The sequence below is a fragment of the Sulfitobacter sp. genome, from assembly GCF_041552635.1.
Classification (GTDB): domain Bacteria; phylum Pseudomonadota; class Alphaproteobacteria; order Rhodobacterales; family Rhodobacteraceae; genus Sulfitobacter.
The window spans coordinates 1-2,681 of sequence record NZ_JBFEKM010000300.1; the positions used below are offsets into that span (position 1 = coordinate 1).

Sequence of the window (2,681 nt, forward strand, 5' to 3'; positions counted from 1 at the left end):
GGGCAGTGATCGAGGGCAATTGGTGAAGATGGCCAACCAAGCGCGCTTGGCAATTGGCGGCGAAGAGATCACGGTTGTCGCAGATCGAGGATATTACGGCGGCGAACAGTTGCTTGCGTGCGCCAACACTGGCATCACCACCTATGTGCCCAAGCCGCTTACATCGAGTGGTCTCAAACGAGGGTTCTTCATCAAGCAGGACTTTATCTACGACGCACAAAACGATGTTTATATCTGCCCGGCAGGTCAGAGCCTGACCAAAGGTGCCCATGCACGGCAACCGTGGGGTTAAGTTCGCGGCGCATCAGATCAGGGTCATCGTGATCCCAGCCACCGTGGTGGGACAAAAAGGTATGCTGGACACCTAGAGACGCCAAAGAAAGGAGTCCCGACCTAACCCCGATATAGCATCAATAATCCTTGGTGTTTTGCCCCCACGCAGTCCCATTGCTTTTGCTAAGTCTTGACCACGACCGCCACCGAACCGAAGTCGATGCGCCACTGAACCTTCGGAAAAATCAACGCGCAACGCTGCAGCAATCCGTTTCAAACTCTATTCACTTTCTACCCTAAATGAGCACCAATGCCCATGTTGGCCAAGCAATACAGCCACCGCTGTCCTAGATTTCAAAGGATAAAGAAAGCCCTTAACGCTGCGGGGCCAAATTGCTGCGCTTCGCACAAATGTCTCCTTCGACGGGCCGCACCGCGGCATTGGACGTCGTGGTTATCCGCCATGGCCGCTGGGCGGCGTAATTCTGGCATAGCGCATGATGAACTCTACAAGTTGGAATGGGGGCGTGCGATCAAGTTCTCATACTGGTTCGCCATAGCGCTTTATCCCTTGTTCGGCATATTTATGGTTCTTGGCTGGGTTTCCTCAACAACTGCCTTTGCCGCGATGGGCACAGCTTCGGGTGCAGCACCACTTTTGACTTTCTGCATCATAAATTTGCGAGGGTGACGCATGGCCGAGCTACATAATACTCTTAAAGAGAGGCGCATCCAGATGGAATTTACCCAAGCATCTCTCGCTGAAGCAGTCGGAGTGTCATGCAAGACGATCAACACAATTGAAAACCACGTATTCGCCCCATTAACATTGCTCGCGATGCAAATCGCAAAGGTACTTGATGTCACAGTACACGATATTTTTTATGTGAAAGACGACTAATATGTTTATGAAAATCATCTCTTTTACTGCGTTAAGCTTAGTGATTACCGCGCTGGTCGCCCTTGGCCTGATCTTATCCGAACGGCCCAAAGAGCTGTCAAACGCGGATACCGAAGGCAGCCTCGACTTTGCTAGTATCATAGCGCTTGGCCACTCAGAAGTCCCTGATCAATTGGGCGTTGAAATGGGTGATGGTTGGAACATTCCGGTGCGCCGGTATGGCGACAAAGACGCAAGTAAACCGCTACTTATTCTTCTGCATGGATCGGGGTGGGTCGGGCTACAATTTGATAGTCTTGCCAAGAATTTGTCCAAAGATGCGCATGTCGTTGTGCCCGACCTTCGCGGTCATGGGGCCAACCCTGAACGGCGCGGCGATGTGGACTACATTAATCAAATGCAAGATGATATCGCAGCGTTGATCGAGGCGGAACGCCTGCCAAATCAATCCGTAATTCTTGCAGGTCATTCCTCAGGTGGCGGTCTTGTTATACGCTTTGCAGGCAGCGTGCATGGCGACAAAATTGACCATGCGATCCTGCTTGCCCCGTTCCTCAAGCATAACGCGCCAACTACGCGCCAGAATTCAGGTGGCTGGGCGCGAGTTATGACGCGCCGTATTATCGGGATAAGCATGCTGAACACGTTCAAAATCACAGGGCTTAACCATTTAACGATCATTCAGTTCACCATGCCAAAGGCAGTGCGAACTGGAAAATACGGACATCTGGCAACTCTGGCCTATTCATACCGGCTGAACACAGGCTACGCCCCACGCGCGGATTATCTGAAAGACGTGGCCGCATTGCCAAAGTTCACTTTGATTATAGGCAGCGACGACGAAGCATTCTTTGCCGATAAATATGAAGAAGTGATGAGCGCTGTAACCGATAAAGGCAGTTATAACATCGTCGCAGGCGAAACACATCTAAGCATCATTGATGTCCCGACAACTGCGGCGTTGATCAAAGAGGCCTTAGAATGAGGGGAGAATGAACCGCCCCGAGTTTACCGGAGGGTGATTTGTTCAACGTCAGGCTAGTTTATCGAGTGTGTTTAGGTTTGCATAGAATACGTCCTCTGCTTCTGCGGGTGTGATGTATCCGATGGGCCCGAATAGCTGGCGGTTGTTATACCAATCGACCCATTTCAGCGTTTCCCATTCGACTTCGCGCATCGATTTCCACGGACCGATCTGGTTGATGACCTCGGTTTTAAACAGGCCAATGACGCATTCAGCGAGAGCATTGTCATAGGAAACGCCGACTGTTGCCGACGTCGATGCAACTAAGGGAGGTGCCGGTATGGTCCGCCTTTTGATTTTTGTGGGTGTGTTGCTGTTGGAAAGAAGGATTCAACCGAGGTGTCGGCCCACCTCTTCCTTGAAGTAAATCTTGCTGTAAAGCCTGGGTTGAGAAGCGTGATGAGAATGCGTTTGCCCTACTGATGCAGGATATCGAGACGGTGGTCAGGATGGAGATCAAGAGGACTCGGCGGCACTCCCTTA

The 2,681-nt window shown here is 51.3% G+C and carries 3 protein-coding genes and 2 pseudogenes; 3 read left to right on the forward strand and 2 right to left on the reverse strand.

Features of this window, described 5'->3' with window-relative positions; translation table 11 throughout:
- A pseudogene (locus tag ABYT07_RS20310) lies at positions 1 to 262 on the forward strand (IS5/IS1182 family transposase); the annotation flags it as partial.
- Between the two features lie 102 nt (positions 263 to 364).
- Here ABYT07_RS20310 and ABYT07_RS20315 read toward each other — a convergent pair.
- Positions 365 to 502 (reverse strand): class I SAM-dependent methyltransferase, encoded by a 138-nt coding sequence (locus ABYT07_RS20315; RefSeq protein ID WP_372993823.1) that lies wholly within the window; start codon positions 500 to 502, stop codon positions 365 to 367.
- Between the two features lie 465 nt (positions 503 to 967).
- Between ABYT07_RS20315 and ABYT07_RS20320 the strand changes: the two genes are divergently transcribed.
- Both ABYT07_RS20320 and ABYT07_RS20325 read left to right on the forward strand, forming a co-directional pair.
- A complete protein-coding gene (locus tag ABYT07_RS20320) occupies positions 968 to 1,174 on the forward strand; it encodes a helix-turn-helix transcriptional regulator (protein WP_372993821.1) in 207 nt (68 codons plus the stop codon).
- 1 nt (position 1,175) lies between these two features.
- Positions 1,176 to 2,159 (forward strand): alpha/beta hydrolase, encoded by a 984-nt coding sequence (locus ABYT07_RS20325; protein WP_372993822.1) that lies wholly within the window; start codon positions 1,176 to 1,178, stop codon positions 2,157 to 2,159.
- Positions 2,160 to 2,207: 48 nt separating this feature from the next.
- Here the strand turns inward: ABYT07_RS20325 and ABYT07_RS20330 are convergent.
- A pseudogene (locus tag ABYT07_RS20330) lies at positions 2,208 to 2,441 on the reverse strand (integrase core domain-containing protein); the annotation flags it as partial.
- Positions 2,442 to 2,681: the final 240 nt, after the last annotated feature.

Coding starts and splice junctions, on each gene's coding strand:
- ABYT07_RS20325 (WP_372993822.1), top strand. CDS start 1,176: ATGTTTATGAAAATCATCTCTTTTACTGCGTTAAGCTTAGTGATTACC.
- ABYT07_RS20320 (WP_372993821.1), top strand. CDS start 968: ATGGCCGAGCTACATAATACTCTTAAAGAGAGGCGCATCCAGATGGAA.